Here is a 5,292-nt window from a genome sequence, read left to right on the forward strand (position 1 = left end):
GTCCTCGACCGGCTCGACGGCCAGCATCTCCTTGTCATTCATGTCCGTCCGTCCCCGCTGGCAAAGGCCCAGGTCAAGACCCCGGCCAGCCTGTCACATCACAGACTTACACGATCTTTCAGACACGTTCTCTCCGACTCAGGTCACTAGATGATGCCGTGGGTGCGGGCCGCGGTGAGGTCGTGAGCGCGGCCCGGCAGCGCGCGGGAGAACCACGGCGGGTTCCCGCCCGGACGGGTGGATGACCTGCACGTTCATCCCGTGCCGTTTGTGCTTCTGGCTGTAGTACGGGTCGTCCGCAGCGATCCGGTCGTCGGGCATGAGAATGGCCATCAGCGCATTCGGACGATGAACCTCTTTCATCCTGTCCTGCGGGGGTGAAGCAAGAGGCCAGAGGTGGTGGTTGGTGACGCAGCAGAGCCCTTGTCGTTGGGGTGTTGATCTCACTCGACACCGGCGCCAAAGGGCTCTGTTGGTTCCGTGTCCTGCCATGCTCGACGTTCTTTACGAGCTGGTCGAGCATGTCTCGTGGCTGATCCATGCCCGCCGGCGTGAGCTGAAGTCGCCGTGGCGAAGGCTGGCGTTGTTTCAGGAAGGCCCTGCTGGTGCTGGCCCATATGCGGGAGAACGAGACGTTCGCGCAGGTGGGGGCCGGTTTCGGCGTGTCGAAGTCCACCGCGTGGAGGTACGTGGACGAGACTCTTGAGGCCCTGGCCGCGTGGGCCCCGGGCTTGCGCGAGGCTCTGGCGGGCCTGGGTGAGGGGGGCTTCGTCGTCGTTGACGGCACGCTGATCCCGACCGACCGTATCGCGGCGGACGAGCCGTACTACTCGCAGAAAGCACAAGCGGCACGGCATGAACGTGCAGGTCGTCGCCCGCCCAGACGGCACACCGCTGTGGTTCTCCCGCGCGCTGCCCGAGCGCACGCATGATCTGACCGCTGCCCGGGCCCACGGCATCGTCCAGGCCTGCCCCACCAGGGAAACCCTCATTCTGGCCGACCGGGCCTACCACGGTGCCGGCGCCACCGTCCGCACCCCCTACCACAGACACCGCGAACTCCCCGACCACTACCAGCGATACAACCGCGTCCACGCGCGACTCCGAGCACCGGGCGAACGCGCCTTCGCCCGGCTCAAGTCCTGGCACACCCTCCGCCAGGCCCGATGCTCCACCAACCACATCAGCCGCATCGTGCAGGCCGTCCACACCCTCCCGACCTGCGACTATCCAGAATGAAAGAGGTTCACTTACCACCGAAGACAGGTGTGATAGTTAAATCGCTAGCGGGTTTCTGAAGGTTGAGGTTCGCAATTTGCTTTACGGTCTCTACGTCCGGGCGGAGCCCCCATTTCTTGAAGTATTCAGTCAGGTCAGTTTGGGAGAGCCGGGAAACGGTAACCATGAAATACCTCTTTTTCTCTCCATCGCTAGGCAGCTCCGGAAGTCTGCGGGATTCTTTATGGAGGCGGTGGAACAGGTCATCACCGAATAGTAAGCGGAGCTGTTCGAACATCGCAAGACGAGTAAAATGCCCGGCGTTTTCATCGAAGTTTCGCTCACCGAGAGGTAAGGCTAGGAATTCTTTTGCTTCTTTCCACTCATCGGGGGTCCCGTGTTCGACACTTTCCTCTGGGAACAGGCGTCTCGCCGCCAAAGAATAGATGTTGACGGTGACCTCACTCATCGCATCCCAGCTCCAGTGATGATCATGCTGGCGATGGTGGCCAAATTCATGCCACATCCCCCAGGAGTGACGCAGGCTCGCGGGCTTGTACACTCCTTCCATAGAGTCTCCCGGCATGGCGGCTCGATAGTTTGTCGCATTTGGGTTTTCTGCGTTTGGAGTCTGCACGACCATGGGCCGCAGGGTGCTTGGTTCGTCGGTAGGCTCCTTTCCGTCAAGCCCGCTGATGGAATTTTGTGCATCGATGATCTGCTGGTAGATGGACAGCAGTTCCTCTTGGTCTTCATCTGCGTATTTCTTAGCATACGCAGCAAGACCAGTTATAGAAACGTGTCGGGCGGAGTGCTCAGCGAAAGGAACCTTAGAGTCCTCGAGCATCTGCTTCCACTGAACCCCGGTCGTGACACCCTGCTCGTAAAATGGAAAAGGTTCAGCTTCGGACCCGATTTTCACTGTGATTTCCGGCAACTCATGCTGGCTCTTCTTAGAATAGCGCACATAGATCACCCCACCGTAGAAATCAGAAACAACATTCGCTCCAGATGTCAGCGGTTTACTGCGCAGTTGGGTAGGAACTTCCTCTTTCTCTTCGTCCTCTGGATTTACCAGTGCCGGAGACCCGATCAAGAGTTCAAGTCTAGAGTCGTCCGGGTCGCCACTCAGGCCGGATGCTGTTACTGTGAGGTCGGTACGAGGGTTCAGGTAGAACCCAGTTGACTGAAAGTCTGCCCACAGGGACCACTGCGCCAGCCGTTCGCGTTCCACTTCCGCGTCGGGGAGGGCAAAGAATTTACGCTCACGCGGCTGCGGAAAATCTTTTGGATTGACCTGTCGATAGGTCGGAGCCTGCTTCACGTCCCACGTATAAGTATGCCGCACCTGACTCGTTTTCCGACCTCCGACGAACGAGGTGAGGGTAATAGGAATCGATACCTTACGCCCAACCGCCAGATCGTCCGCCACCTTCAAAGTGACTACCATCCAGCCATCATCACCTTTACCGACATCCTTCCATGCGCAGACAAAGGGGGTCGGTACGGAGTCATGACATGGGCCGCCGTATACATTAGTCACGACAAGCCCATCTGGCAGCGAAGCGCTCCACCTCACCTCATCGATCTTATCTGGACCTTTATTTTTAAACTCGGGCCATATCTTCAAAGCATCCTGACCGGGATAAATTATCCCAGGAACACTTCCTGGATCAAATTGAATTTTTGCTTCCTCCGGCCCCAGCGCCTCACGAGCTGCCGCGAAACCCCCCACCCCGGACACGCCCATTATCAGCACAATGACAAAGATGAGGATCCCTTCCCATCTTCCTTTCCACCCTTTACTCATACTCCGATCCTCCGTTTTTGGATGTATTACTGACGATGTCTGTGTGTTGTCGTGGGGCTGACGTGTTGTGATCGCCGCAGTATCCGTTGGCATGAGGTATCCGCGAAGTGGCGGGCTGACTGCCGAGCGACAGGCTTTCCGTGAACGGATCCATCTCGAGGCGGCCGGGTTGTTCCCCGCGGGGGAGCCGAACGCGGTGATCGCCAAGGCACTTCGGGTGAGCGTGGGCTCGGTCCGCTCGCTGTTGGGAAGCCGCTTGTCGAAGGCCTTCTTCCCGGCCGACGTCAGGGCGGTGGCGTGATGTTCACCCTTGCCGACGTCCAGGCCCACGAAGACGTTCACCTGGTCGAGCTCGCTCACCTGCATTACTCCAGCGAGAACTTCTGCCTACCCGGCCTCACCTGCGGCACCGATCCCCGGCATCCACGTTATGAAGAGCCTGCCGAAACGACGGCGGTCCTGCCCTTATCAGCGGTCTACCGGTGCCTCCGGGACCGGTGACACCCCCCGGATCATGTCGTCAAACAGGGGGGGAGAAGTCATGCCGGGCCCGGAGGCCGGGAGCCCCGTTGCGGGGCCGTGGAGAAGATAACGGGGGCTCCTGTTCGAAGGTGGGGTGGGTACTCGCCGGACGCAGGTAGCGGGCGGCCGCGTTGACGAAGTCGTCGTGGGCGACCTTCGCGGCCTCGCGGGCAGCGGTCAGATCCGGGTTCGTCGCCGTGCTCCAGGGCCTGATCGTCGACCGGGCCTGGGACCTCCCAGCCGCCGGCGGCACCGTGCTGGACCGCTGGCCAGACATCGCCACCGCCGTCGCGCCGCAGCCGCCCGACCACGTCCAGGCCGTCGCCTTCCACCCGGACACCGGCCAGCTCGACCTACGCCCCGACTCGCCCGCCTGCGCCACCCAGCTCCGTCTCATCACCGCGCGGATCGTTACCGCGGCGAACAACGCGGCCGGCACCGACACGGTGCGCACCGTCCGGATCCTGCACCCAGAGTCTTCACCGGCACCCCGCCTAGCGTCGCCCCGCCCGGCAGCCGCGGCCGCGCCCGAGGCGCTGGTGAAGACCCGCGAGATGGCCTCGCCCGGCTTCCACGAGGCACTGGCCGCGCACCGGTCCGTCACAACTCCCCGGCGGGTGGACCCGGCCATCGCGGAGGCGGCGGAGCGGCAGACGAAGGCGCTGCGTGAACTGAGCCGCCGGGCATTCCCCGAAACGCAGGCAGCGGTAGACGATGCGCTGGCCCCGAGCGAGGCGGCCCGGATTCAGCGGCGCCGCCAGGCCGCGGCCACCGAAGCCGCCGCCCTGCGCCAGGCCCGCGCCGACCGGGCGGGCGCGGCGCTTGTGCGCCAGGCGCCGGAAAAGCGGAAGCCAGCACGACCGGCGGCGTAGGGGGGTGCCAGAGTGGTTCCACAAGGACGTCTGCCACGGTCGACCTGGCAGGCTCTGACACGGCAGACTCAGAGCAGAGGGAAGGATGACGTCATAAGCGCACAGACCCACGCCCCGGCCGTAGCTCCGATCCCGCGGACCATAGACGGCATCGCCGACGCGCTGCCTTCGGCCAAGCGTGCCGCCTTCAACTACGAGGCGCGCACGACGGAGGCCGCCGGCCTGGAAGCGTGCCTGTCGCAGCGGTGGGCCGAGGCGGTCCTGGAGGCCGCCGTGCCCGTCCGGAACGTACCGGCGGACCCGGGAGCGGCGGCCGGGCGGTGAACTCGCAGCGCCGTGCCCGTGCCGTGCGGCACGGGCACGGCGGGGTTTCCGGGCAGGTGGCGGGCGGGCCGCGCGATGATCACCACATCCTCGGCGGCCCGCCTTGCTGTGTGAGCCCTACCTGCGGTCAGCACGACGGATGACAGGGGTAGTTGGAGCTCTGGGTTCCAAGAGACTCCTCACGCGTGAGATGTTAATGCATGAGTGACATATATCACAGGAATGCCCATAGATGTCAGCAGACAGAGTCGACAAAACTATTTATGGCGGGGTCTTGACGCATCCAACGCACCAGTCGTCTCGGACAGTGAGCGTTTTCAGAGTGGTCACTGTTCGGGCGATGGGGTGAAACGGGCTAGGCCCCGCGGTGTTGAGACAGATACCTAAGGGTTGTTCCGTGGCTGCTGGTGGTGTGGCACGTTGGTGTGGGTGGTGGTGTGGGTGGTGTGATCATGGCGTCGGGGCGGTCCTGGGTAGTGCCGTTCACGGGGCTGGGCGCGCGGCGGTTCGGTAAGGCTGGTGGCCGTGCTGCGGGGGGAGGGTGCG

At 62.9% G+C, this 5,292-nt stretch carries 2 protein-coding genes and 4 pseudogenes; 3 read left to right on the plus strand and 3 right to left on the minus strand.

Annotated features, from left to right (window positions below):
- Positions 1 to 149: 149 nt before the first annotated feature.
- Positions 150 to 324 (minus strand): annotated as a pseudogene (locus LUZ64_RS36245) (transposase family protein); the annotation flags it as partial.
- A gap of 166 nt (positions 325 to 490) precedes the next feature.
- Here LUZ64_RS36245 and LUZ64_RS36250 point away from each other — a divergent pair.
- Positions 491 to 1,239: pseudogene (locus tag LUZ64_RS36250) on the plus strand (transposase family protein).
- 7 nt (positions 1,240 to 1,246) lie between these two features.
- On the opposite strand, the gene LUZ64_RS36255 reads toward LUZ64_RS36250, so the two are convergent.
- The gene (locus LUZ64_RS36255; RefSeq protein ID WP_308251456.1) at positions 1,247 to 3,121 is read right to left on the minus strand and encodes a M60 family metallopeptidase; all 1,875 of its coding nucleotides are present in this window, start codon (positions 3,119 to 3,121) and stop codon (positions 1,247 to 1,249) included.
- Here LUZ64_RS36255 and LUZ64_RS38155 point away from each other — a divergent pair.
- Positions 3,120 to 3,266 (plus strand): annotated as a pseudogene (locus tag LUZ64_RS38155) (IS630 family transposase); the annotation flags it as partial. The gene LUZ64_RS36255 and the pseudogene LUZ64_RS38155 sit on opposite strands and share 2 nt — an antisense overlap.
- On the opposite strand, the pseudogene LUZ64_RS36260 reads toward LUZ64_RS38155, so the two are convergent.
- Positions 3,266 to 3,394, minus strand: a pseudogene (locus LUZ64_RS36260) (IS110 family transposase); the annotation flags it as partial. The pseudogenes LUZ64_RS38155 and LUZ64_RS36260 sit on opposite strands and share 1 nt — an antisense overlap.
- A gap of 287 nt (positions 3,395 to 3,681) precedes the next feature.
- On the opposite strand from LUZ64_RS36260, the gene LUZ64_RS36265 reads away from it, so the two are divergent.
- On the plus strand, positions 3,682 to 4,422 hold the full coding sequence (locus LUZ64_RS36265; protein WP_095581620.1) for a DciA family protein: 741 nt from the start codon (positions 3,682 to 3,684) through the stop codon (positions 4,420 to 4,422).
- Positions 4,423 to 5,292: the final 870 nt, after the last annotated feature.

Origin of the sequence: Streptomyces albireticuli (assembly GCF_021228125.1) — a bacterium.
Classification (GTDB): domain Bacteria; phylum Actinomycetota; class Actinomycetes; order Streptomycetales; family Streptomycetaceae; genus Streptomyces; species Streptomyces albireticuli.